The sequence below is a fragment of the Vibrio sp. T20 genome (genome assembly GCF_007858795.1).
Taxonomy (GTDB): Bacteria; Pseudomonadota; Gammaproteobacteria; order Enterobacterales; family Vibrionaceae; genus Vibrio; species Vibrio satsumensis.
The window spans coordinates 77,843-102,163 of sequence record NZ_VFEB01000252.1; the positions used below are offsets into that span (position 1 = coordinate 77,843).

Sequence of the window (24,321 nt, forward strand, 5' to 3'; positions counted from 1 at the left end):
TCTGGCCTTTTTTATGCGCGTCTTTTGGCTATTAATCAGCATTGAAAACCACCCGAGTCAAATGGACACTTTAGAATCATATTAATCACAATGCCAAGGATGTCATAAAGACACAAAAACAAGCTCGAGAATTAAACAAACCATTCAAAAACAACACCTTAAAAACATGGCACGACTAGTGCAATGATGACCTTAGATATTTCAATAAGGTATTATCATTATGACTATTCACGTTAAATCAAATGTTCACTGGGTCGGCGTCCATGATTGGGAAACCGAACACTTCCATGGTAAGGAATACCACATGAACAAAGGTACTAGCTATAACTCGTACCTGATCCGTGAAGAGAGGACTGTACTTGTCGATACTGTCGATCATCGCTTTACAGAGCAATTCCTTGCAAACCTTGAGATGGAAATCGACATCAACGAGATCGACTACATCATTTGTCAGCATGCCGAAGAAGACCACTCAGGCGCACTCTCTGCGCTACTGGCTAAAATTCCGAATACACCGGTTTATTGTACTGAAGCTGGAGTGAACTCCATTGTTGGCCACCACCACCAACCAGACTGGAACTTCAGAACCGTAAAAACTGGTGACACTCTTGATGTCGGTAACGGAAAACAACTTATCTTCGTAGAGATGAAAATGCTGCACTGGCCAGACTCAATGGCGACTTACTTAACCAGTGATGAAATCCTGTTTAGTAACGACGCTTTCGGCCAGCACTACTGTGACGAGAACCTATTCAACGACCAACTAGACCAAGTTGAACTGCATGAACAGTGCCTGCGTTACTTCTCGAATATCCTGACGCCGTTTGCGCCGCTGGTTAAAGCAAAGATTGAAGAAGTGCTGAGCTTAGGCGTACCGATCGATGTGATTGCTACTTCTCACGGCTGTATTTGGCGCGACAACGCGACTCAAATCGTTGAGCAATATTACGAGTGGTCTAAGGCCTACAAAGAAGATCGTATTACCATTGTCTACGACACCATGTCGAACAACACTCGTATGATGGCTGATGCTATCGCAAAGGGTATCCGCAAAGGCAGCCCAGAAACGGCAATCAAAGTGTTCAATATTTCTAAGCACGATAAAAATGACATCCTTGCCAATGTCTTCCGCTCAAAAGGCGTGCTCGTTGGTTCATCGACCATGAACAATGTGATGATGCCGCAGATCGCAGCCTTACTTGAAGAGATACACGGATTACGCTTTGCAGGTAAAAGAGCAGCAGCCTTCGGGTCTTCAGGTTGGACTGGTGGCGCTGTAAAACGCATTGATGCTCGCCTACGTGAAGCGAACTTCGAGGTTAGTGCACCACAACACATCCACTGGAAACCAGACACAGATGCCCTTCGTCAATGCATTGATTACGGCATGACACTGGCCGAGGTTTGGCGTGTAGAAGCAGACGAAGTAAGCGCACCGAAACAAGTATCACGCAATGTAACACAGCTTGAAACCACACCTGCACCTGCAGAAAACACTGCCGAACTCAAAGACACGACAGAGCAGGAAACAGAAGTAGCTCAAGATAACTCAGTACACACGGCAGACTGCACGTGCTGGCGTTGTACAGTGTGTGAATGGGTATACGACCCACAATTAGGTGAACCGTACCAAGGTGTTGAACCAGGAACACCATGGGCACAAGTACCTGACGACTTCCTTTGCCCTGAGTGTCATTTAGGCAAAGAAGTATTTGTGGAGAAGTAACATGTCGAACATTGTGATTGTGGGTGGTGGTTTCGCTGCCCTACAAACTATCAAGATGGTACGTAAACTCGACCAAGATATCGCGATCACCATGATCACGGCGGACTCGGGGGTTGAGTACAGTAAGCCGAACCTTTCGCATGCGTTCAGTCGGGAACAAACGCCCGAAACACTCACCGTACATAATGCTCAGCAGTTAGCTGAGCAGTATAACGTGGTTATTAAAACTAAAGCGCTCGTTAGCGAAATAGATATCGAGCAACAGTATATTCGTGTCGATGGCCAACCAATCCACTACACAAAGTTAGTGTTAGCAACGGGGGCCACACCATTTATTCCACCAGCAAAAGGGCTAAAACGCAGCTCGACTATTACGCTCAATAGCCTGGAGGAGTTTGAGAAGCACAAAGCGCAGATCGATGATGCACAGCGTGTCGCTGTGATTGGTGGCGGCCTGATCGGAGTCGAGCTTGCCTTTGACCTCCAAACAGCAGGGAAAGATGTCACGATCATCGAGCCCGCGAGTTACTTGCTAAACAGTCTTGTGCCGCCTTTCGTTTCTCTCGAACTGGAAAGAGAGCTGACAAAAGCAGGAGTCACCGTTGAAACCGATTCTGCAGTGTGTAGAGCAACTTATCTGCCTGATGGCGTCAGGCTGCAAACCACCTCTTCTCGCTTGATACGAACTGATATCGTGATTGCAGCAGCAGGGCTAAGACCAAACATAGCTTTAGCAACACAAGCGGGAATAGATGTAAACAAAGGGATTGTGGTCGATACCACCATGAGAACTAGTGCCGAGAATGTGTATGCGATCGGTGACTGCGCCGAAATCGAAGGTCGTGTGATGGCTTATCTGCAGCCCGCTATTTTGTCTGCAAACGTATTGGCTAAGCAGCTGACTATAGGTAAAGGAGAACTCAAAGTGGGTGAAGCAAATCTCAGCTTGCCTCATATCATCACCAAGGTGAAAACACCGAGTTATCCTATTCAGCTGGCAGGGCGCAATATTCACACAGCTCAGAGCTGGGAAACTCGATTCGATCCTAAAGGCATTGTCGCCAAAGGCTTCAATGAAGATAACCAGTTGGTTGGATTCATTGTCACAGGAGAGCACATCAAGGCTGCATTTCCTTTACTAAAGGAGTTGCAAATAAGTTCACCAGCATAAGTACAAAGGTGTAAAAGCAGTCGACGCATTACATAGATCGGCTATATTCAACACAAAAATGCACATCAAATTCGGGAAAATTTGATGCTTATACTAGAGCAACTCGAGTATAAGCAAGCAATAAAAAAGCCAGTCAACAGACTGGCTTTCTTGTATTCATCTTAGTGCGATGAGCTTATCGCACTTAAGCAAAGGCGAACATTAACCGATAAACGAGATATACCCTTGCAGGATGATCAAGTTAACAATATCAATGAAGAACGCGCCAACAATTGGCACCACCATGAAGGCTTGTGGCGATGGTCCGTATCGATTCACCAAAGAGCCCATGTTCATTACCGCTGTTGGTGTTGCACCTAGGCCGAAACCACAGTGACCACCCGCCATAACCGCTGCGTCGTAGTTAGAACCCATTACTTTGAACGTCACAAAGTAAGAGAAGATACCTAACACAACCGCCTGAACCGCAAGGATAGCCAAGAACGGAATCGCAAGATCAAAGATGTTCCAAAGCTTAAGGCTCATTAGCGCCATTGCTAGGAATAGTGACAATGACACCGTACCAAGAATATCGACCGTTTCGCTGTCAGTCTTATGCAGCTTAGTCACTTCAAACACGTTAGTGATGAACACACCGATAAACAACGCGTAAACGAAGTCAGGAATCATCAACCAAGAAATTTCAAAAGTCGCCACCCACTGCTCTAGGTACCTCGCACCCGTGATACAGATAAGAAGGATGAACAACACTTCAATCACCTTCTTCGCCGTCACTTTGTCTTCTTCATACTCGTTGTAAGTAACAAGTTCAGGGAAGCGTTCGTGCGTTTGCGTGCCAGTGCCGTACTCAGATTCAAGCTGGTTTTTGTCAATCAGCTTTTGCGCCACTGGGCTACCGATAATACCACCGATGATCAAGCCAAAGGTCGCTGAAGCCATTGCGATTTCTAACGTATTTGCAATGCCAAACGTGTCTGCAAAAGTTTGAGACCAAGCCGCGCCTGTGCCATGGCCACCCGAAAGCGTGATAGAGCCAGCAATCAAACCCATCAAGGGTTCAAGGCCTAGTGCCGTTGCTAAGGTTACGCCTACACCGTTTTGGATAATGATGTAGACCGACGCCACCCCTAAAAATAGGAAGACTTTGGCACCACCTTTCATCAGCTGCGTGTAGTTAGCCGCAAGGCCGACCGTTGCAAAGAACATCAACATGAAGGTGTTCTGCAAGGGCAAAGAAAACTCAAGATCAAGGCCATTAAAGTGCAGGGCTGTAATAGCAAAAGCGACAATCAAGCCGCCGACAATGGGCTCTGGGATGTTGTACTTTTTGAGAACCGGAAGCTTTGCATTGACGAAATGACCTAGAAACAAAACACTAATCGCGATTAGGAAGGATTCTAGTGGTCCAATTGAAATTAATTGATTCATATAACCTCTATTTTTTTACGTTCTCATCTTCCTTAATGAGTCTAGTTTTATCTGTAATTATTTGTGCTGCTCTACCTATATTTATTGCAAACTGGAGAGAAATTGTGGATTAGAAAACGAACACATTACTGCGGTCGCTTAGTGCCATGTTAGTAGCACGTTAACTTTTATAGGAGATAAAAGGATTTGTGACAACAATCACCTCCAAAAAGTTAAAAACGGCGTGAGTATTTTTGCCGTTGATTCTGCTTTTTCAATACCTAAAAAAGCAAAAAGGAGCTATTGCTAGCTCCTCTTTCATCACCATCGCTGGTAATTAGAATTTTTTCGGTGCGTAACCAGTCATAACCTCAATGCGAAGCTCTTTACCGATCTTTGTCATTGGGTGAACAATTACAAGCCCTTTTACAGACTTCTTAAGTTTGCCCATATCCGCTTGCTCAGCCTTAGTAATCTCGCGGCTAAATGGCATATCAATCAGAGATTTACGCTCTTGATTCACATCGTAGCTTTCTTTGTGTTTAAGCTGGGCAATTTTCTTAGTTAGCTTCTTAATCTCTTCCTCGAACTGACGAACAACAGGACGATCATTACGAGTTTTAGCAGCATCTAACTTGTGGCGACACTTGTCTAGACGGTTGTTAATTTGTTGAAGTTCGTTTTTAACACTCATAATAATTTCCTAAGATTTAACAAGCCAATTCGGATTGGGGCGCGGAGTATAGCACAAGGGTTCTGTTGAACCGAAATTTATCTGTTAATTACCAACAAAACCGAATCACACGAACACCACTCATTCAGCTCACCTATTCTTTATGACGAATATCTAAACGGTTTTTTATTGATAGGATAGCGCCTACTTCAAAAATTGCAGTCCTCGATGCATCAAAATTCCGTCTAAACTTATACTCTAACGTAGTAACTAACTCAGGGTACACAGCTTGGGGTATCCACTCCTGCAACGACTCTGATTCGTAGCGTAATCACAAGGATAGCCGATGACATTATTGAAAAGAACATTGACCTGTAGCCTAGCCCTGAGTTCAATGTTTGCCGCAACTTATGCATCTAGTGAACAAACAGCCCAAAGTAACTTAATCGTCGAATACTTTGCACCGAAAAATGCCGAAGAAGAGCAGCTCAAACGCGAGATTCAAAGCAGTGGCGTTAATGACACCGTGATTGAACTATCAAGCCAACTCTTCATGTTTGAAAAGCCGTTAACCATTAAATATGGCGGGGAGGAAGGACCGCTCTACGATCCACAAACCCATCAAGTGCTGATCCCTTACCGCTTTTACGCTGAGTCACTCAATTACTTTGAGCAGAACCAATATGAAAAAGAGTATGGTAAATCTGCGCAAACCGGCGCTATTGATACCTTGCTACACACCCTGCTACACGAAGCTGGGCATGCTTATATTGAAGACCAAAAGATTGCCATCTTGGGCAAAGAGGAAGATGCGGTAGACAACCTAGCAACCATCCTATTACTTAACTATGTGGAACATGGCGCCGATGCCGCGATCAGCGCAGCAGACATGTTCGCTTTCGAGTCAGAAGACCGCCCGGAGTATTACGACTTAGGGGAATACATCGACGAGCACAGTTTCGATCTGCAGCGTTACTTCTCCACGTTATGCTTGGTGTATGGCAGCGACCCCGATGCTTATAAAAACTTGCTCGATGAAGTGGAAAACGACTATTTGAAAGATAGGAAAGAGTTCTGTGTCGAGCACTTTGACGTGATCAATGAAAATTGGCATCAGTATTTAAAAGAGAGTGACGATACTTAGATGCTTAGATGCTTAGAGGTTAGTGTCGAGAACGAGACAAAACGGCTTTGGCATCAAATTCCAAAGCCGTAACCCGATAGGTTGGCTTAAGTCTTACGTGTTAAGAGTTAAGAGTTAAGAGTTTAAACCCTAGACCTTCACTTTATATTTCAGATCTTGAGCTTCATCGCCCGTCATGCCTCGAAATCCCCAGCAGTGCGATGGCTGTTCCTTAATGGTGATTTCGATATCAATTGGAGAGATAGCTAACTGCTTCTCTATCTCAGAAAATATCTTCTTGATTAAGCGCTTTTTGGTGTTTACCGCCCGACCTTCCATCATGTTGATCTCAATGACGGTATAGGCTTCTGTTCTTCCTTCCGGGTAAAAGAAGTCATCTCGTTCCAATGGCACAAATCGATGTGCTCGCTTGTCATCGGGTAAACCCATCTCACTGTTCAAGCACTGCTGCAACACATTAGAGAGCTGCAACTTAATTGGATTTAAGCACTCTTTGATACCATAAATAACAATCATGACCATTCCTTTGATGCAATGTTAGGTATAGAAGAACGTCAGATAGAAGCATCGTCTTGCGACCACCCATTCGCTTACTATTTGTACACATATTACCTAATGACGCGTATGAGAAAAGGTAAAAACAATGAATTTATGAACAGGTGCAACAAAATACCTATCCCTTTGTAAACATAAGCCGAAGCGAATTGATCGAACACCACCCTCCCCGCGTATATCTTCTCAAATCACATTTGAACTAAGGAGTGCTATGTGCCGAATTCACCGAGGAAGACCACGCCGACAGACGCCGAACTAGAAACACCCATAGAGTCTTCTCTCGAGCTCGCTGTGTTTCCTCTCCCTATCTTCCTTCTCCCCGGAGGCAGACAAAGACTGCGCATTTTTGAGCCAAAGTATCTCGCGATGGTCGCTCACGCAGCGCAGAGCGATGGTTTCATTATCTCCACTCAAGACAACTCGAACCCTGATCATCTCAGTTCTTGGGGAACAAAGGTGAACATCGTCGACTTCAATATGTCGGATGACCAGATATTGGAAATTGATGTCGAAGGCGAAAAGTTGGTGCAACTTCATGACTCGTTTCGAGACAATGATGACTTAATTAAAAGCAAGTTCAGCTTGTTGCCCCACTGGCCAGCCCATGAATATCAAGTGCCAAACGTGTTTACCGCATTTTTGGTTCAGTTGTTTCGCGACCACGATTCGATAAGAACACTCTATCCCACTCCAGATTTCGAGAGTCCTCAATGGATCTGTGCACGATTGCTCGAAATGATGCCTATCCCATTGGAAAAGAAAACAGAATTTACTGAGCCTGCTAGTTTTCCGTCTCTAGTTCCTTTTTTGAATCAAATCATCACGGGGCAATAAGCATTTTTCTTCACTATAATTTTGTATAGTGGAAATTAATTTAAATTTAAGTGATCCCGACCTTCAACTTACACGTAGTGCCTCTCAAATTCGCATGATGGTTATTTACTATGCAAGTCGAAAGTAGAAGTTCAGGGAAAGGCAAGGAGCATGTCATTATCCCAGACAAAAAAACAACGACCGAATCCAAAGTTCCAGCAGAGCTTTCAAGCTGGTTGATCTTGGTTGGTACAGACAGAGACAAGCAGGCATTTACCTGTTTGTTCAAGTTCTTTGCTCCCAAGATAAAGCGTTTCGGAATTAGCAAGTTAGGTGGTGAAGCTGCTGCAAACGAGCTAGTTCAAGACACCATGACCAACGTTTGGAAGAAAGCTCATCTGTATAAAGAAGACAAAGGCGCTGCGACGACTTGGGTCTACACGGTCATGCGAAACGCTGCTTTTGATATGTTGCGCAAAGTAAAAGCAAAGGCTGAACAAACAATCGCAGACGACATCTGGCCTATCGACGCGATGGTTGCGGAATCTCAGAGTGATCAATTACCGTTTGGCGATCATTTGATGAGCCGACACGTAATGACCCAAATAGAGAAGCTGCCTCTGGCCCAGAAAACTATTGTCAAAGGTGTTTACTTTCAAGAGCTCTCTCAAGAGCAACTCGCTCAGCAACTTGGCGTCCCACTTGGAACCGTGAAATCACGTCTAAGACTTGCTTTAGCCAAACTTAAGGTTCATATGGGGGAACAAAGTCATGATTAAACATCACCCAAATGCTGAAATTTTGAAAGATTTTGTCGATGGCACGCTCGCAGACTCTGTTTCTTTGATTGTTTCTAGTCACGTAGAACTGTGTGAACACTGCCAACAGCAAGTTAAGCAGCTTACCGCTGAAGCGGCGAATAACGTATTCGACGCGGATTCAGTATTTTCAAGCGATGACCTAAATAGCTTCTCAATGGACGATATGGGCTTTGATTTCGACGCGATTGATCAAATCACTGCTGATTTATCTCAAGCAGTGGAAGTTGAGTCAAAGGTAGAACAAGTTACCGTTGCAGACACCACATTCACTATCCCTCGCGCTCTAAATTCAGTGGCGAGAAAAGACTGGATGAACCTAGGCAAAATTTCACGCGCAAGACTCGACTTTGATGACGAAGCACATCACACAAGTTTGCTGCATATCGATAAAGACGGACAAGTGCCTTGCCATACTCACAGAGGTTTCGAGATCACGCTTCTTTTAGAGGGTAGCTTCGAAGACGAGATGGGGGTCTACAACAAAGGCGACTTCATCTGGCTAGATGGCAATCATACTCACCAACCGGCTACTAAAGAAGGATGTGTGTGTTTAACGGTTTCAAGTGATGCCTTGTACTTCACTAAAGGCGTGAGTCAACTGTTCAATCCATTAGGTAAATACATTTATTAGATTGAGTACATTTACTTGACGCGTCAAGTTGGCTAGGTAGAAAAATAATAACCTAACTAAAGCAACGCGAAATAAGTAATAAACCACATAACATAAGAATAACGATGAGCAATGAACGTGAGGATTTGACCAATGGATAAGAAAATAAAAATAGGCATCAGTGCATGTGTCGCCGGTCATAAAGTTCGGTTCGATACCGGACACAAACGTTCTCGCTTCTGCACAGACGATCTTGCAGATTATGTAGAACTTGAGCCGGTATGCCCTGAAATGGGAGTTGGACTGCCAACGCCTCGCCCAACTATTCGTCAGACACGGATGTTAGACGATATCATTCACGTCTCCCGTCCAGACGGTTCTGGTGATGTAACCCAGGAGCTGATCGAATTCGGTCAAAACTACTCGAAGAACAACCAGCACATTGCTGGATTCATTGTTTGCCAAAAGAGCCCAACTTGCGGCATGGAGCGAGTGAAAGTGTACCACCACCATGGTCGCGGCTCTGAATCGACTGGCGTAGGCATGTTTACCCAACAAATTATGGACGCTAATCCGTTACTTCCCGTTGAAGAAAACGGCCGCCTTAACGATCCCATTTTGCGTGAAAACTTCATGACTCGAGTATTCACTTACCAAAAATGGCTCGATCTTGTGGATGAAGGTGTAACAAAGCACAAGCTGATCCTATTCCATAGTGCACACAAGTACTTGGTAATGTGTCACCACGTTGAGAGTTACAAAAGCTTAGGCAAACTGTTAGCGGGTAATGAGTTAGAGATTGACGAATTGGCGGCTCAATACATCGAAGGCTTGATGACGGCGTTATCGCATCACGCCAATAGAGGCAGTCACGCCAATACTCTGCATCACTTACAAGGTTACTTTAAGAAGCAATTGAGCAGCACGCACAAGCAAGAGCTCACCAATCAGATTGCATCATTTAGAGAGGGCGTAATTCCACTGCTAGTGCCCCTAACGTTGATAAACCACTACCTAATGGAATACCCAAACGAGTACTTGGAGTCACAGGTTTACCTAAACCCTCACCCACAAGAACTTAAACTGAGATACGGATATTGAGCAACATTCTATGGATAAGACGAGACCTGAGGATTCACGATAACCCAGCGCTCGTCGCGGCAGTTGAAAACGGCGTGTCTATCGCCGTTTTTATTTCAACACCACAGCAATGGCAGCAACACCACCTTGCACCAATCAAAGCCGATTTCATCTATCGTCACCTAAAACAGCTCGAATCCCAGCTCGCTAAGTTTGGGATTTCATTACTGCACCTCAAAGCCAGCGATTTTGATGACCAAGCCCGACAGCTCATCGAATTATACGAACAACTTGATGCGAAGTGCGTATATGCAAATTCAGAGCCTGAGGTAGATGAACAAACTCGCGATAAAAAGCTGATAACAAGCGGCCTAAACCTGAAGATAAGCGACTGTGACGTTATGCTGCCATTAGGTAGCGTGCTGAATAAACAGGGCGAAATGTTCAAAGTCTTTACGCCCTTTAAGAACGCGTGGCTAAAAGAAGTTCAGGCGAAAGGCATCACCTGTAGCCCTGCTCTTGTCGCACCCGCTAAGCTTCAACAAACACAGCGTCAACAAACTCAACGTTCACAAGAAGAGCTTTCTAACGACTTAAGAGCTTTAAGAATCTCCGCTGAGTATGATTTCGACTTTCCTCATGTTGATTCCAGCCGTTGGCCATTAAGCCAAGAAGTGCTGGGCAATGTGATACCTAACTTCCTAGCCAACAAGGTCAACAACTATGCGCGCCTGAGAGACATTCCCTCGGTCAAAGGCACGTCTGGTCTTTCGCCATATTTGGCTATCGGCGCAGTCAGCCCTCGTTGGTTAGCGATTCAATTGATTCAGCAACAGCCTGACTTATTATTTGATACTCAGTTGCCAGCCTTTTCTTGGCTCAATGAGTTGATTTGGCGAGATTTTTATAAGCATTTGATGTTCCATCATCCTAAACTGGTTAAAGGTGCGAACTTTCAACAGAAATACAACGGCTTAGATTGGTATCACGACAACCCGAGCTTCAAGGCGTGGTGCGAAGGAAAAACAGGCTACCCATTAGTTGATGCAGCGATGCGTCAATTGGTTGAGACAGGCTGGATGCACAACAGGCTCAGAATGGTGGTGGCAAGCTTCCTAACCAAGCACCTGCTGATCGATTGGCGTTGGGGCGAACGTTTCTTTATGTCGCACCTTATCGATGGTGATTTCAGCGCGAATAATGGCGGTTGGCAATGGGCTTCAAGTACTGGCTGTGATGCTCAACCCTACTTTCGAATTTTCAATCCGATCACACAGAGTGAAAAGTTTGATCCGAAAGGAATTTTTATTCGTAAGTACATACCAGAGCTGCAAAATATTCCTGACAAGCATGTGCATTTTCCACATGATTACATTGCAAAAAACGGAATTAACAGCGAATACTGGCAACCCATCGTTGAGCACAAAGAAGCACGATTGAGAGCCTTAGCCTTCTTCAAATAATTAGAGCGAATATTATGGATAACTCTCTATGGCTTGATAACTTTATCAACATGTATCGAGAACTCGGAACCGACAATTTCGACGTGCTTAAGACGGTTTATCACCCTGATATCGAATTCCAAGATCCGCTGCATCATGTCAGCGGAATTGCGTCGCTTACCCACTACTTCGAGAATCTCTACACTCAGGTAACGAGCTGTTACTTTCATATCGAACACACTTTCGAAGCGAACGACGAAGCTTCGGTTTACTGGACGATGCAATTTGCTCACAAGCAATTAAATGGGCAAAAGCCGATCGAAGTACAAGGACACAGTCATCTCAAGATGCTCGACGGTCAAGTGATCTACCACAGAGATTACCTCGACGTCGGTTCTATGTTGTACGAACACATTCCAGTACTGGGCTGCGCGATTAAATCCATCAAAAAGAGAGCGAGCAGATAATGCGTATTATGATTACAGGCGCGACTTCAGGTATCGGCCAATCACTCGCTATCGATTACGCTCAACAAGGGCATCAGGTGATTGCTTGTGGCCGTAACTCAGACAAGCTGCAAGCATTAGTTGATTCTCACGAGACAGACATCGTGCATTCATCAATTACACCGCTCTGTTTCGATCTGACCGATTACCACAACTTCCCAGAAATTGACCAAGACAAGCCGCTCGATCTACTGATTCTAAACGCGGGTGATTGTGAGTACATCGACGACCCAGTGAATTTTGATGCCGAGCTTTTCGAGCGCGTCATCAACATAAACTTAATTTCAATTGGCTACGCCCTTAAAGCCTGGTTAAAAAACATCAAGCCCGGCGGCCGTTTGGTTTTAGTAAGCTCCAGCGCCAGCTTTTTACCTTTGCCAAGAGCCGAGGCTTATGGCGCTTCAAAGGCAGCCCTCACCTACTTAGGCAGAACACTGTCGGTTGATCTGGCCGAGCACAATATTCATGTCTCAATTGTGCACCCAGGCTTTGTTGAAACGCCATTAACCGAGCGAAATACTTTCTCTATGCCTATGATTATTAGTAGTGAGGCCGCAACTCAGCGAATCGTAAATGGTATTGCTCAAGGAAAGAGTGAAATCGATTTCCCAAGACGATTCATCATGTTGATGAAGCTACTAAGAATGCTTCCAACTCCAGTTTGGCAAAAACTCGCTTCAAGGATGGTATAACAATGAAGAAAATCGCCATTATTGGGTCAGGTATCTCTGGACTCACTTGCGCACACATATTAGATAAGCACCACGATGTGACCGTATTCGAAAAAAACGATTATGTTGGGGGCCACACCGCCACCGTTGATATTGAACATCAAGGCTCGGCGTTTTCGATAGATACCGGTTTCATCGTATTCAATGATCGAACCTATCCAAATTTCAATCAGCTACTCGAACAACTCGGTGTTGAAAGGCAACCTACCGAGATGAGCTTTAGCGTTCACAACACAGCGACTAAGTTTGAATACAACGGCCACAGCATCAACACTCTGTTCGCTCAACGAAGTAATATTTTCAAACCTCAATTTTGGTCTTTGGTATCTGACATTCTCAAGTTCAACAAACTGTGTAAGGCTCAATTCGAAAGCAATAAGTTCACACCGGATGTTACCTTGGGCAGCTTCCTGCGCGACAATCAATTTTCCGATTTTTTCAGCCAGCACTACATCTTACCTATGGGCGCGGCAATTTGGTCGACAAGCTTAGAGGAGATGGAAGAATTTGAGCTTAAATTCTTCATTCAATTCTTCTACAACCACGGGCTACTCGACATCGCGAACCGTCCACAATGGTATGTGATTCCTAAAGGGTCGCGCTCTTACGTTGAAATTATCCTTTCACGTTTGAGTAAGCCTGTTGCACTGAATACATCGATTAAACAAGTCACTCGCCAAGAAACGAGTGTCACGGTTGAATTTGAAGATGGCAGCACACAAAACTTCGACGAAGTAATCTTTGCCTGTCACTCAGACCAAGCCTTACATCTGCTTGGTGATGCGACAGAGCAAGAGCAACAGGTACTGGGCGAGATCCCATACAGCCGCAATGAAGTGGTTCTGCACACCGATATTCGCTTATTACCAGACAGAAAACTGGCTTGGGCAAGCTGGAACTACATGTTGGATGGCGACAGTAAACGACCTGCCTGTGTGACTTACAACATGAACATTCTGCAAGGCATCGAAAGCCAAGACACCTTCTGCGTCACCTTGAATCAAAGCGAAGCCATCGACCCAGAGAAAATCATTCGCAGCTTTGTATATCACCACCCAGTATTGAACTCCAACACGGTCAACGCACAACAACAGCGAGATCGAATTTGCGGTAAACAGAATACGCATTTCGCAGGCGCGTATTGGTACAACGGGTTCCACGAAGATGGTGTTCATAGCGCGCTTGATGTGACCAAACGCTTCGGCTTAGATTTGAGTACGAGTTCGACATTATGAACACGCACACCATGACACCCGACATGGGGATCACATCCGAAAAGAGTGAAGAGCTCAGCGGTATCTATTGGGGTAATGTCAGACATCGCCGTTTTGGCGACATCACCCACGAGTTCAGTTATCAGCTTTATATGATGGGGTTAGATCTTGATGAACTGCCCCAAACCACAGCGCGCAGTGCTCTGTTCGGAACTCGATGGTATAACCCGATTCGCTTTGTCGAATCGGATTATCTCGCTGAAAAAAAAGAAAATGTCTCAACGGATGAACCAAAATCACTTAAGCAACGTATAGCTTCCAAAGTGCAACAACTTGATGGTGTTTGGTCTGACTCAAACCGTGTGACGATGCTGGCTCAGTGTCGCTGTTTAGGTATCTATTTCAGCCCAATCAACTGTTTCTTCTGTTATGACGAGACTGGAGATTGTAAGTACATGCTGGCTGAGGTGAGTAACACGCCTTGGCGAGAAAGACATTACTATCTCATCGACATGCACCAAGAATTAAAGGTAAAAAAAGAGTTTCACGTTTCGCCGTTCATGGACTTGAACATGACTTATTTTTGGAAGATTAAGCCACCAGCGAAACGCACGTTAGTCCACATCGAAAGCCGCCGAGACGACAAGCTTTTCGATGCGACACTAGCTCTGACAAAACAGTCAGTAACCAAGACAAACATTAGACGGACAGTATTCAAGATTCCGGCGATGACGATAAAAGTCGTGATGGGAATTTATTATCAGGCTCTCAAATTATTCCTGAAAAAAGTACCGTTTGTGGCGCATCCAGACTCAACATCTTAAGCGTCTTAACAGCAACTAAATAATAGAACTCGACCCAAGCTTGGGTTCGCTCCAACCAAGGGGCATAACCCAGCTTAATTAGCACAAAATATTAGAATGAGTTATCAGCGAGGTTTACATGGAACAGCTTGCCAAACAAAACAACAACATTGAACAACAAGCTAAAGCCGTTGCTGTTTCAAGCAACTGTAAATATCGAGCTTTAATCTTCAAGGTTTTAGAAAGCCTGCAATTCGCCACGCTTGAGATCATTGAGCGCGACCAACATTCGGTATTTGGTGATCGAGAAGCCGAATTGAAAGGTCGAATCGTGATTCATGACGCGACCTTTTTTAGAGATGTTGTCATCAACGGCAGTATCGGGGCATCCGAAGCCTACATTGATGGTAAATGGACTAGCCCGAATCTGACTCGTGTTATTCAGATCATGGCGCGCAACCAAGCGCAACTAGACGAGTTGGACGACAAAACACAGTGGATATCTCGCATCAAAAATCTGCTGTTACGCCGTAAGAATGCCAATACCGAGCAAGGATCTAAACGCAACATTCTGGCTCACTACGACATTGGTAACGAGCTGTATGAACGCTTCCTAGACAGTTCGATGCAATACTCATCCGCTATCTATAGCGAAGATGCACAAACCCTATCCAAAGCACAACAAAACAAGATGAAAACCATCTGCGAGCGTTTAGAACTTTCGGAATCGGATAGCGTGGTTGAGATAGGCACTGGCTGGGGTGGCTTAGCCATCTTCATGGCGCAACACTACGGTTGTCATGTCACTACAACCACAATCTCAGATGCCCAACACGCACTTGCAGAACAGAGAGTCAAAGCACTTGGCTTAACCGACAAAATCACCCTACTTAAAGAGGATTATCGCAACCTTGCAGGTAAGTATGACAAGTTGGTCTCTATCGAGATGATAGAAGCGGTCGGCCATGAATATCTACAAACCTTCTTTGAAAAATGTTCGTCGCTACTCAAACCTTCAGGCAAGATGCTGATTCAAGCAATTACGATTGCTGACAGCCGTTACGATAAATACCGTAAGGGCGTCGACTTTATTCAGAAGTACATCTTCCCAGGAGGCTGTTTACCCTCCGTTTCAGTCATGACACAACACCTTGCGACCAGTACCGACCTTGTGGTTCAAAAGATTGACGACATTGGCCTACACTACGCTCGAACGCTTAACGACTGGAACATCGCCTTTGAAAATAGCTGGGAAGAACTTGAGTCTCTCGGCTATTCAGAAGAGTTTAAGCGCTTGTGGATCTTCTACTTCTGCTACTGTGAAGGTGCTTTCTTAGAACGCGTGATCAGCACTCACCACGTTGTAGCCAGAAAACCTCGTTACTTTGGAGCAGAAGATGAAACGGTTTTGGATTATTAATCTCGTACTGTTTCAAGCGACCTGGGTTTGCAGCGCCTTCTTTACAGCGCAAGCCCCGTTCGTTACACCACTGATCGTGATTGTCCATTTCCTTCTTTCTCCGACTCGCAATAGCGATCTCAAAATCCTCTGTTTGTTACCTTTGGGGCTACTGCTCGATAGCTTGATGCTTCATTTTGGCGTGTTCGCTGTTGATCCTGATATCGCCAATCAAACCATATTCCCAGTGTGGCTTGTATGCCTGTGGGTCATGTTTTTAATCAGCTTCAATCACAGCCTAAATTGGCTTTTAAAATGCTCGAAAGTGATCTTGTTTGTCATAGGGTTCGTAGCAGGTACTAGTAGTTATTGGGGAGGCATCAAAGCAGGTGCCCTTCTGACTACTTGGCCAGATGCATCGGTAGTTGCTGCCCTTGCAATAAGCTGGGGGATTTTGTTGCCCTTACTGGTGGCCGCCTACTCCAACTTAGTACAACCTAAAATGGCATTATCGAGGTGACTTATGGCTTCTCCACGCAACCCGAGACAAACGTTCAAAACTGAGAGCGTTATTGTTCGCGCTCATCAACAACTAAAAAACAAACTCTTCGCCTTCATCACTTTATCGCTAATCCTTGCAGCGCTTCTATTTACCGGAAGCGCAAAAGCCTCAGCCATCGATGACTTAAATAAACGCGGCCAAGGCGAAATGAGTTACCTATTTTGGACACTCTACTCTGCTGAATTCTATGCCACACCAACCAATTCTGAGCGCGCACTCAAGCTTGAATATTACCGCGCTATCGATAGCAAAGACTTAGTCGATGCAACCGAAGATCAATGGAACAAGCTTGGCTACTCTAACAACAACATTCAACGTTGGTTGAAGCCGTTGTACGCGATGTGGCCAAACGTAGAAGCAGGAAGCACTCTCACGATTCGCGTAGCTGAAGATAATGTCAGCCGCTTTTACTTTGATGAGCAACCAATTGGGGTAATCCAAGACAAACAATTTGGTGAGGCCTTCTTAGCCATCTGGTTATCTGAAAACACATCCGAGCCCGGTCTTCGCAAACAACTATTAGGTTTAAATAAATGAATCCAAAAACAACAATGATAAAATTCGCTCTGACACTGCTTTCTCTCACTTGGCTAGCTGGATGTGGCTCTGCAAGTTTAAAAGATCACGTAGACACTACGCCAGAGCTCAAGCTTGAAACCTTTTTTAATGGCGAGCTAATGGCCTACGGCATTGTACTCGACCGCTCTGGTAACCTACTGCGCCGCTTTGATGCCAAACTTATCGCGACTTGGGACGGTGACAACGGAGAGATAAAAGAGTGGTTCTCTTTTGCTGATGGCGAGCGCTCAACTCGCGTTTGGAATCTGATAAAAACCGGTGAAAACACCTATTCAGGCACTGCCAATGATGTAGTGGGTACTGCCTATGGCGAGACCCAAGGTTCGGCTCTGTATTGGAAATATGACCTAGAAATCCAAGTAGACGGCAGCACTTATGAAGTCGTGTTAGATGATTGGATGTTCTTAATGGACGACAAACGACTCTTCAACAAAACTGAGATGTCTAAATTCGGCTTTAAGGTTGGAGAGGTCATCTTATATATCGAGAAAATCTGATCGCTCGAGCCTTAGCTTCACATGATTTAGTTAACCTCTAATTACAGCCCACAACGACATGTTGTGGGCTGTTTTGTTTGTTCCCGCGAATTGCATACCTGAAAGCTCAAGCCTCTGTGCTAAGATGCGCCACCAGCATACAAATGGGCTAGACTCATACTCAGCAGTTCCTGTTTGTTTCGCTTAGCGTAGATTCCCTACCATGATTAATTGAAAAGGCTTTAAAGCATGAGCAAGTTGACCTCAGCGGAGCGTAAAGCTCGCGACAATGAACGTTTCTCACAACGCGTAAACGACCGCAGAGAAAAGGGTGAAGACGTAGTTGCTTACGCACTGACCAACAAAAAAGCAGTGAAGTTCCTGACTAAGTCAGAGAAAAAGCGCCTTAACGAGATGAAAGCGACTCTACAAGAAGAGAAGCGAGTTAAAGAACAAGAAGAGCTAAACCGAATCGAAGACGCGTTCACTGTTAAACAGTTCGACGACGAATAATCACTTCTGATTGCTCAAAGCGTTGGCTCTATGCCGGCGCTTTTGCTTTCTGACGCTTCCCCCCTCTCAATACGCATTAATTTGCCCTTTCACCTCACTCATCTCTAATCTCAGCTTACCGAGCAGCCCATCAATCAAGCCATCGACCAACTTTAGCCATAGATCTCAGAAAAACTATCCTCAGCCCCTTACTATCTCGATTCAATTCTACAAATCTGAGACAGTATGATTTTAATTACCGGATCAAGCAGCGGTTTAGGCGCAGCGCTCGCGACACAATACGCTAACACTGCAACAGACGCTCAGCGTATAGCCATTACTGGTCGCAATGCACAACGTTTAGCAGAGGTAGCAAAAAACCTACCGGCGAATACCATTAGCCACGCGTGTGACCTTTGTGACCCACACTCCGTGAGCGAGATGCTTGATGCGTTGCCAGAAATGCCCAAGCTCGTGATTCACAGTGCTGGCAGTGGCTACTTCGGTAAGATAGAACAACAGGATCCTGCAGCCATCAGTGACATGCTGAAAAACAACATCGAATCGTCGATCTTTTTGGTTCGAGAACTGGTTCAGCGTTACAAAGATCAGCCCGTTACGATTGCTGTGGTGATGTCGACTGCCGCCCAAGGCGCTAAAGCAGAGGAGTCTACCTATTGCGCTGCTAAATGGGCCGTGAGAGGCTTCATCGAATCAGTAAGATTGGAGCTAAAAGGTTACCCGATGAAAATCGTTGCCGTCTATCCCGGCGGAATGGCGACCGAATTTTGGGGAACGAGTGGCAAAGCGATGGATACCTCTAGCTTTATGACCGCTCAAGAAGCCGCTCAAATGCTGCAACAGGCGTTAACCAGTACTGAGCATGGCTTTGTATCAGACATCACGATAAACCGCGGCTAGTGCTTAGACAGAGCGATAAAGAAATAGAGTCGCGAGACAATTATTTGTGAGGGTGAGCATGAAAGTGTGCGACAATGCTCGGCGTAAATTCATATTCAAGGTTTATTATGAAACTTCTAGTTCGTAACCTATCGCGCTCTACTTCTGAGCAAGACATCCGTGTGCTATTTTCTGAGTTTGGCTCAGTAAAAGAGTGCAGCCTAGTTTTAGACCAAGAAACTGGCGACTCAAAAGGCTTTGCTTTTGTTGAAATGCCAGAGCACGAAGAAGCGAAAGCGGCACTAAACAAGCTGAACATGACTAAGCTTGGCAAAAACACAATTCGTGTAAAAGTAGCGAACTCTTAATCGAGCAACGCTTCATAAGCCACATGGCTTAGCTTAACGGCAGCACAGATGATAAAGCCCGTAACGATATTCCGCTGAAAAACGCAATATCGTTACGGGCTTTTTGCTGCTCGCGATTCCCTTTCACAACATGACCGGCTTACTTAAGGCTCGTGTTTATAACCCTTCATGCTCATCAATCGCACGCCTTGCTTCTGCCATTGAACATCCTGACTCCATCACTAACTGAGCGACCGTCATCGAGGGTGTTGCTGCTAACAGCGAGGCCAAACACACCACAGGTTTAGGCAGTACTTTGTCTATCGCAATCGCTATCCAACCGTCTTTTTCGTGAGTGAGTAGGGTTTTAAATTCAATGAGTTGATGCTCTTGAGCCACCAATAACCAATTACGTGAACGACGAACTCGCTTCAACTGGCATCCACACTCAGTCGCATTCGCCATCACTTGGCTTTTATCACTCACACGATGTACAAAACTATTCAGTGGGACGCTAAACATAACTCTCTGCCAACCAATCTCTATCAATCATTGAAGCGCTAGTACTCGCAACTCAGCACTTCAATCCCAACTCAATAAAACAATGAGTAGGATTACACAGACACAAAAAAACCGCCAGTCATGCACTATGCAGACTCGCGGTTATTTTATTCTAATCGGCTCTTAAAGCAGTGCCGTTACACGCTCTGATTTCAATGCTTGTTGTGTACTATTGGATTTAACAGCAGCTTTTTGAATTACCTTTATCGCAACAATTTGAGTTCACCACAGAGCCTCGCTCAAAGCCATCAATCGCATCAGCCAGCGCAGTAAATGATTGCTCAATATTGTCACGTGAAGTAGCGATGTTCATTCGCATAAAATGATAGCTCTCAGCGCCAAACCAGCCGCCCGGCGTTAACCCCATTTTAGCTTGCTCAAACACCACGTTCTTTAACTCTTCTTCCGAGAAACCTAACTCAGAAAAATCAAACCATACTTGGTAAGTGCCTTGCGGTTGGAACACTTTCAATTGAGGAATACGCTGCTCAGCAAACTCAGAGATCCATTTCACCGTGTCTTGCAGATACACCAACATGCCGTCGAGCCACTCTTCACCTTTTTCAAAGGCGGCAATAGTCGCAAAGGTCGTCAAGGCATTGCCATGATCAAGATACATCGCCGCTACGTTGGCTTTAAACGCTTCAAATAGCTCATCATTGTTCGTGTACACATAGCCATTTGAGATGCTGTGCATACCGAAGGTTTTCGCCGGAGAGCCAATCAAGGTGATGACCTTGTCGTAATCAAAGCTGGTCAAGCTCGTGAAAGCGTGGCCTTCAAAGATAATGTCTGAGTGGATTTCATCACTGATGATCAACACATCATGACGCTTAGCAATCTCGATAACCTGTGTTACTTCCTGCTGCGTCCACACACGACCAGTTGGGTTATGTGGATTACAGAAAATCATCGTTTTTACTTTGTGGTCGATGATCTGCTGTTCCATACCATCGAAATCAATGCGGTAACCTTGCTCATCATTGATGAGTGGGCTCTTCACCACCTGACGATTTGCTTTATTCATCAAGTTAGAAAACTGGTGATACGCTGGCGTATGGATAAGCACACCATCACCTTCGTTGGTGAACTGGCGCAGTAGCAACGCGATACCAGAAAGCACACCCGGCACTTGCACAAACTTGTCCGCAGAAAGGTTTAAACCATGACGCTTTGAATACCATTGCGACAACGCTTCAAACACCTCCTGTTCATTAAATTCGTAAGAGTAAACACCGCGCTCAACCAGACGATTCAGCTCTTGAGTGATCGGCTCTGCTACCTGAAAATCCATATCGGCCACCCAATATGGGAATACATCGGTTGTGTTATAAATGTTCTGTAGCATCTGCGGTTTGCTTTTGATAAACGCATTTTCACCGTAGTTCGATGTACTCTTAAACGCTGTCATGGAGGTGTCCTCAAATAATTATTTCAGTCTTTTTTACAATCATTGGGATTGCATGAATGCCCTTAAGACGATGGCGAAATCAAAAAGACGACGCTTTGAGGAAATAATCTAAAAATAAAAACTAATCTCGTATCTCGACCTTTATCTCAGTCTTAACCGAATTCGCGATAAAGCAATTCTTGTGGGCCAAGTGATGCAGCTTATCGAGTTGAGCGCTGGTTGGAATCTTGCTACCAATAAACACTATCTTAGGGCGCAGAGTCACCTTAGTCACAGACGAACGACCTGATTCATCTTCTTCCAGCACACCTATCGCATCATCGACATAAGAGTCAATTACGTACTTCTGTTTTGCAGCAATGCCCAAAAACGTCAGCATATGACAGCTAGAAAGTGCCGCAATAAAGGCTTCTTCAGGGTCAACATTCGCTTCCACTGAAAACGGCAGTGGCACAACATGTGGAGAGGACGAAGCAGGTACAGTGACACCACCATCGAACTCCCACGTATGACTGCGACTGTATTGATTGTCGCTAAAGGCTTCATCTTGCGCTTTTTGCCAGCGAATGACTGCTCCGTATTCAGACATAACCCCTTCCCTTTTTAATGCTCAATAAATTAACGATCAGCTGGGTGATTAACACCGTCGTTGGTCACCACATCACCAATATCAAAAGGGTTCACCCCTTCCAAACAACCGATATTAAAACCATATTCGTTTGGGCTTGAGCGGCGTTGATGATGGGTATAGATACCGCAGTTCGAGCAGAAGTAATGCTTCGCGGTATTGGTGTTGAATTGATAAAGCTTGAGATGATCTTCACCTTTAAGGATCTTGATGCCATCAAGCGCAACAGAGCCAACAATCGCGCCTTTACGGCGACAGATAGAACAATCACATCTACGCGGCTTTTCGATTCCATTAGGCAAGCTGAGTTCTAATTCAACTGCGCCGCAGTGGCAGGTGGCTTTGTGAAAAGGTTGGATAACCGTGTTACCGACGACCTTCATTTCTCTCTCCAATCACGTCCTTATGTTGCAGATATCATAACCAGATCGACGATCTCTGTCCGTAAGCGGGCGCTGAGTTCGAGAGATCCGTCATGCGTAGGTAAGAGTCTACTCTTTACCTGATCTCTCGACCAAACCACTGAAGTTCTCAAGAAGATAATCTAAGAAGAGTCGGATACGCTTCGGCTGATATTTCTTGCTGATGTACACCACATTCAAGTCGGCGCTTGATACAGAAGTCGAGGTGTTAAAGTTTTTCATATAACCGTTGAGCAGAGTCACAAGGCGTTGGTTATTGATGTCGTCTTGCACATCCAGCACCGATTTAAGGGCGATACCCTCGCCTTTTAATGCCCAGTAGCGAATCACTTCACCATCATCTGAGAATCGCTTTGGTACAACGGTAATCGACTTCTTCATGTCGTGATCTTGAAAATGCCATGTTTTCAGTTCCTCATTGCTACGCAGCATCGCCAAGCAGTCGTGCTCGACCAAATCTTGTGGCGTCAACGGCGTTCCATGCTTGGCAAGATATTCAGGCGAGGCACACAGTACACGTCGGCTCGGAGATAAGCGTCTGGATATCAAACTGCTGTCGACCAATTCCCCATAGCGGATCACGATATCCATGCCAGATTCCGCAATGTTCGACAGGTTGTCGTTCAAATACAGGTAAGGAATCACATCTGGATACTGCTGACAAAACTCCGACAAGATTGGCAGGATGTACTGCTTGCCGATGTCTTTCGGTGCGGCGATCTTTAATGGGCCTTTGACCTCTTTGACGCCATTTTGAATCAGGTTTTCAGCCTCACTGACGTTATCCAATATCTCCAGACACGCCTTATGGTACAGCTCACCTGAGTCAGTTAAAGACACATGTCGCGTGCTTCGATTCAACAACTTCACACCATATCGTTCTTCAAGTGCCTGCAGCCTTGCTGTCATGGTCGCGGGTGATAAACCCAGTTCACGCCCAGCGGCCGCCAACCCTTGATGCTTCACAATACTGACGAACATCGCCATGTCTGAAAACTTGTCCATGCTATTCGTGCTCTCGCTCTATTGTTCATCTAAACCGAATAATGAATTTACATTCTAGCCAATTATCAAATTTAGTCGAACAAATATAATGGCAACCATCAGCAGAACACGCAGGAATTCAGACCATGAGCAACACACAAGCGAACCAAGAAAAGAGCACTTTCGTCATCATTGGTGGCACATCAGGTATCGGTAAAGCATTAGCAATGCAATTGAGAAACGAAGACAACACAGTACACATTGCCAGCCGACACACAGGCGTGGACATCAGCAATGAAAAATCGATTTGCGAATACTTTGAATCCATTGGTCCATTCGATCATTTAGTGGTGACAGCAGGTTCATCCGCTCCGGCAGGAAAAGTGACAGACGTTGCGATTGAAGACGCGAAAACGGCATTTGATACCAAATTTTGGGGCAGCTTAAGCGTAGCTAAACATGCTGCACGTTACATGAAGCCCAACAGCTCTATCACGCTCACCACAGGCATGTTGTCACGCAAAGTAGTCGCAGGCACTTACGTAAAAACAGCAATCAACGCTGCACTAGAAAGCGTCACTAAGGTGCTTGCGAAAGAACTCTCACCAATTCGAGTGAACGCCGTAAGTCCGGGTTTAACCATGACAACAGCCTACAAAAACATGGACGACACCGCTCGCTCAGCCATGTACGACAACGCAAAAAACAATTTACCTGCAGGCAAGGTGGGCGAAGCTTCAGAAATCGCAATGGGTTACCTGTTCGCGATTAATAACCCATACATGACTGGCTCAATCATCGACATCGATGGCGGTGCGCTGCTCGGCTAAAACACCTCGCAAAGGCACAAAGAACAATCGTTAG

General features: G+C 45.2%; 28 protein-coding genes. 20 read left to right on the forward strand and 8 right to left on the reverse strand.

Translation table 11 applies throughout. From position 1 onward, the window contains the following. The first annotated feature begins 220 nt into the window (after positions 1 to 220). Both norV and norW read left to right on the forward strand, forming a co-directional pair. Positions 221 to 1,726, forward strand: coding sequence for an anaerobic nitric oxide reductase flavorubredoxin (gene norV, locus FTW16_RS23075; RefSeq protein ID WP_146492609.1), 1,506 nt, complete (start codon positions 221 to 223; stop codon positions 1,724 to 1,726). Position 1,727: 1 nt separating this feature from the next. Then, positions 1,728 to 2,897 (forward strand): NADH:flavorubredoxin reductase NorW, encoded by a 1,170-nt coding sequence (gene norW / locus FTW16_RS23080; RefSeq protein ID WP_146492611.1) that lies wholly within the window; start codon positions 1,728 to 1,730, stop codon positions 2,895 to 2,897. Between the two features lie 201 nt (positions 2,898 to 3,098). Here norW and gltS read toward each other — a convergent pair whose 3' ends face one another. Then, positions 3,099 to 4,325 carry a sodium/glutamate symporter gene (gene gltS / locus FTW16_RS23085; RefSeq protein ID WP_146492613.1) on the reverse strand — a complete coding sequence of 409 codons (1,227 nt, stop codon included), beginning with the start codon at positions 4,323 to 4,325 and terminating at the stop codon, positions 3,099 to 3,101. 316 nt (positions 4,326 to 4,641) lie between these two features. Further along, positions 4,642 to 4,998 (reverse strand): YibL family ribosome-associated protein, encoded by a 357-nt coding sequence (locus FTW16_RS23090; protein ID WP_060980886.1) that lies wholly within the window; start codon positions 4,996 to 4,998, stop codon positions 4,642 to 4,644. Between the two features lie 325 nt (positions 4,999 to 5,323). Here FTW16_RS23090 and FTW16_RS23095 point away from each other — a divergent pair, with 325 nt between their 5' ends. Continuing rightward, positions 5,324 to 6,121: a DUF4344 domain-containing metallopeptidase gene (locus FTW16_RS23095; protein WP_146492615.1), complete on the forward strand. Its 798-nt coding sequence runs from the start codon at positions 5,324 to 5,326 to the stop codon at positions 6,119 to 6,121. 129 nt (positions 6,122 to 6,250) lie between these two features. On the opposite strand, the gene FTW16_RS23100 is transcribed toward FTW16_RS23095, so the two are convergent. After that, positions 6,251 to 6,637, reverse strand: coding sequence for a tautomerase family protein (locus tag FTW16_RS23100; RefSeq protein WP_017070218.1), 387 nt, complete (start codon positions 6,635 to 6,637; stop codon positions 6,251 to 6,253). Between the two features lie 252 nt (positions 6,638 to 6,889). Between FTW16_RS23100 and FTW16_RS23105 the strand changes: the two genes are divergently transcribed. From FTW16_RS23105 to FTW16_RS23180, 16 genes are all read left to right on the forward strand, one after another. Further along, positions 6,890 to 7,510: an LON peptidase substrate-binding domain-containing protein gene (locus FTW16_RS23105; protein ID WP_146492617.1), complete on the forward strand. Its 621-nt coding sequence runs from the start codon at positions 6,890 to 6,892 to the stop codon at positions 7,508 to 7,510. 110 nt (positions 7,511 to 7,620) lie between these two features. Beyond that, positions 7,621 to 8,268 (forward strand): sigma-70 family RNA polymerase sigma factor, encoded by a 648-nt coding sequence (locus tag FTW16_RS23110; protein ID WP_086714594.1) that lies wholly within the window; start codon positions 7,621 to 7,623, stop codon positions 8,266 to 8,268. Then, the gene (locus FTW16_RS23115; RefSeq protein WP_146492618.1) at positions 8,261 to 8,941 is read left to right on the forward strand and encodes a ChrR family anti-sigma-E factor; all 681 of its coding nucleotides are present in this window, start codon (positions 8,261 to 8,263) and stop codon (positions 8,939 to 8,941) included. The genes FTW16_RS23110 and FTW16_RS23115 overlap by 8 nt, the downstream gene beginning before the upstream one ends. Positions 8,942 to 9,073: 132 nt before the next feature. Further along, positions 9,074 to 10,021, forward strand: a complete 948-nt coding sequence (locus tag FTW16_RS23120) for a YbgA family protein (RefSeq protein ID WP_146492619.1) — start codon at positions 9,074 to 9,076, stop codon at positions 10,019 to 10,021. Beyond that, the gene (gene phrB / locus FTW16_RS23125; RefSeq protein WP_146492620.1) at positions 10,018 to 11,463 is read left to right on the forward strand and encodes a deoxyribodipyrimidine photo-lyase; all 1,446 of its coding nucleotides are present in this window, start codon (positions 10,018 to 10,020) and stop codon (positions 11,461 to 11,463) included. The genes FTW16_RS23120 and phrB overlap by 4 nt, the downstream gene beginning before the upstream one ends. A gap of 14 nt (positions 11,464 to 11,477) precedes the next feature. Beyond that, the gene (locus tag FTW16_RS23130) at positions 11,478 to 11,909 is read left to right on the forward strand and encodes a nuclear transport factor 2 family protein (protein WP_146492621.1); all 432 of its coding nucleotides are present in this window, start codon (positions 11,478 to 11,480) and stop codon (positions 11,907 to 11,909) included. Then, positions 11,909 to 12,640, forward strand: coding sequence for an SDR family NAD(P)-dependent oxidoreductase (locus FTW16_RS23135; RefSeq protein ID WP_146492622.1), 732 nt, complete (start codon positions 11,909 to 11,911; stop codon positions 12,638 to 12,640). Before FTW16_RS23130 ends, FTW16_RS23135 begins: the two co-directional genes overlap by 1 nt. A 2-nt stretch (positions 12,641 to 12,642) precedes the next feature. After that, positions 12,643 to 13,914: an NAD(P)/FAD-dependent oxidoreductase gene (locus tag FTW16_RS23140; protein WP_146492623.1), complete on the forward strand. Its 1,272-nt coding sequence runs from the start codon at positions 12,643 to 12,645 to the stop codon at positions 13,912 to 13,914. Further along, positions 13,911 to 14,717 carry a DUF1365 domain-containing protein gene (locus tag FTW16_RS23145; RefSeq protein WP_146492624.1) on the forward strand — a complete coding sequence of 269 codons (807 nt, stop codon included), beginning with the start codon at positions 13,911 to 13,913 and terminating at the stop codon, positions 14,715 to 14,717. Before FTW16_RS23140 ends, FTW16_RS23145 begins: the two co-directional genes overlap by 4 nt. 118 nt (positions 14,718 to 14,835) lie before the next feature. Beyond that, positions 14,836 to 16,116 carry an SAM-dependent methyltransferase gene (locus FTW16_RS23150; RefSeq protein WP_146492625.1) on the forward strand — a complete coding sequence of 427 codons (1,281 nt, stop codon included), beginning with the start codon at positions 14,836 to 14,838 and terminating at the stop codon, positions 16,114 to 16,116. After that, positions 16,094 to 16,615 carry a DUF2878 domain-containing protein gene (locus FTW16_RS23155; protein WP_146492626.1) on the forward strand — a complete coding sequence of 174 codons (522 nt, stop codon included), beginning with the start codon at positions 16,094 to 16,096 and terminating at the stop codon, positions 16,613 to 16,615. The genes FTW16_RS23150 and FTW16_RS23155 overlap by 23 nt, the downstream gene beginning before the upstream one ends. A gap of 3 nt (positions 16,616 to 16,618) precedes the next feature. Beyond that, the gene (locus tag FTW16_RS23160) at positions 16,619 to 17,194 is read left to right on the forward strand and encodes a chalcone isomerase family protein (protein WP_146492627.1); all 576 of its coding nucleotides are present in this window, start codon (positions 16,619 to 16,621) and stop codon (positions 17,192 to 17,194) included. Continuing rightward, the gene (locus FTW16_RS23165) at positions 17,191 to 17,733 is read left to right on the forward strand and encodes a DUF3833 domain-containing protein (protein WP_146492628.1); all 543 of its coding nucleotides are present in this window, start codon (positions 17,191 to 17,193) and stop codon (positions 17,731 to 17,733) included. The genes FTW16_RS23160 and FTW16_RS23165 overlap by 4 nt, the downstream gene beginning before the upstream one ends. A gap of 228 nt (positions 17,734 to 17,961) precedes the next feature. Further along, a complete protein-coding gene (locus tag FTW16_RS23170; protein WP_048660586.1) occupies positions 17,962 to 18,225 on the forward strand; it encodes a hypothetical protein in 264 nt (87 codons plus the stop codon). A 225-nt stretch (positions 18,226 to 18,450) separates the two neighbouring features. Next, on the forward strand, positions 18,451 to 19,125 hold the full coding sequence (locus FTW16_RS23175) for an SDR family NAD(P)-dependent oxidoreductase (protein WP_146492629.1): 675 nt from the start codon (positions 18,451 to 18,453) through the stop codon (positions 19,123 to 19,125). 107 nt (positions 19,126 to 19,232) lie between these two features. Next, positions 19,233 to 19,472 (forward strand): RNA recognition motif domain-containing protein, encoded by a 240-nt coding sequence (locus FTW16_RS23180; RefSeq protein WP_017057644.1) that lies wholly within the window; start codon positions 19,233 to 19,235, stop codon positions 19,470 to 19,472. 156 nt (positions 19,473 to 19,628) lie between these two features. On the opposite strand, the gene FTW16_RS23185 is transcribed toward FTW16_RS23180, so the two are convergent. The 5 genes from FTW16_RS23185 to FTW16_RS23205 form a co-directional block, all read right to left on the reverse strand. Continuing rightward, positions 19,629 to 19,973 (reverse strand): ribosome recycling factor family protein, encoded by a 345-nt coding sequence (locus tag FTW16_RS23185; RefSeq protein ID WP_146492630.1) that lies wholly within the window; start codon positions 19,971 to 19,973, stop codon positions 19,629 to 19,631. Positions 19,974 to 20,190: 217 nt separating this feature from the next. Then, entirely contained in the window at positions 20,191 to 21,423 is a 1,233-nt protein-coding gene (locus FTW16_RS23190; RefSeq protein WP_146492631.1) for a MalY/PatB family protein, read from the reverse strand. Between the two features lie 121 nt (positions 21,424 to 21,544). After that, positions 21,545 to 22,012, reverse strand: a complete 468-nt coding sequence (locus tag FTW16_RS23195; protein ID WP_146492632.1) for an OsmC family protein — start codon at positions 22,010 to 22,012, stop codon at positions 21,545 to 21,547. 29 nt (positions 22,013 to 22,041) lie between these two features. Continuing rightward, the gene (locus FTW16_RS23200) at positions 22,042 to 22,434 is read right to left on the reverse strand and encodes a GFA family protein (RefSeq protein ID WP_146492633.1); all 393 of its coding nucleotides are present in this window, start codon (positions 22,432 to 22,434) and stop codon (positions 22,042 to 22,044) included. A gap of 108 nt (positions 22,435 to 22,542) precedes the next feature. Continuing rightward, the gene (locus FTW16_RS23205; protein WP_146492634.1) at positions 22,543 to 23,478 is read right to left on the reverse strand and encodes a LysR family transcriptional regulator; all 936 of its coding nucleotides are present in this window, start codon (positions 23,476 to 23,478) and stop codon (positions 22,543 to 22,545) included. 125 nt (positions 23,479 to 23,603) lie between these two features. Here FTW16_RS23205 and FTW16_RS23210 point away from each other — a divergent pair, with 125 nt between their 5' ends. After that, positions 23,604 to 24,287: an SDR family oxidoreductase gene (locus FTW16_RS23210; protein ID WP_146492635.1), complete on the forward strand. Its 684-nt coding sequence runs from the start codon at positions 23,604 to 23,606 to the stop codon at positions 24,285 to 24,287. The last annotated feature ends 34 nt before the right edge of the window (positions 24,288 to 24,321 follow it).